1 protein-coding gene is annotated in these 632 nt (G+C 42.2%); it reads left to right on the top strand.

Going from position 1 to position 632, the window contains the following annotated elements; genetic code table 11:
• Window positions 1-189: 189 nt before the first annotated feature.
• On the top strand, window positions 190-632 hold a 443-nt coding region (locus DESPIG_RS13430), incomplete at its 3' end, for a helix-turn-helix domain-containing protein (RefSeq protein ID WP_169304831.1).

The raw sequence follows: 632 nt of genomic DNA on the forward strand, positions 1-632 counted from the left end.
CGGCTTTGCTATGTTGAAACTTCAACCGCCCGCAAGTTTCTTTTAGTACGCAAAAGCGTACTAGTCAAGAAGGATAGACCGCTTTTATTTACTTGCAGGTTTATCTTTTTTTGAATTTTACCTAACTATGCGGCATAACTAGCAAACAATGCAAAATATATTTGCATGTTTGCTTGCAGGTTTGAGCTAATGGAACATGCAAGTACGCAAGCCGCATTGGACTATATGAAAAAGCTGGCAGGAGTATCCTATGATTTTGAGCTTGCTCAAAAGCTGGGATACTCAAAACAAGCGCTTTCATCTGTCAAAAAAAGACAAAAAATTCCGATGAAATGGCTTGCAAAAGCCTCCCTTTTGTTCAAAGTCCCCGTCGAAGAATTACAGGCCGCAGGACAAAAGGACTTGTACGCAAACAAAGACCAAGAGCCGCATTCTGAAAGCGCCTACTCAGTTGCGGAAAAAGACTCGGATGCGCTTACCTTGGAGCGACGCATATTTGAGGAGGAAAAGCGCATTTTTTGGGAAGAAAAAAAAGAAATAATTGCAGAAAATCGCCGCCTTCATCAAGAAAAGGACGCTCTTTACCGCGAAAAAGAATGCCTCCTACGAGAAATCGGGGAACTACGTGAGAA

Origin of the sequence: Desulfovibrio piger ATCC 29098 (assembly GCF_000156375.1) — a bacterium.
GTDB lineage: Bacteria > Desulfobacterota > Desulfovibrionia > Desulfovibrionales > Desulfovibrionaceae > Desulfovibrio > Desulfovibrio piger.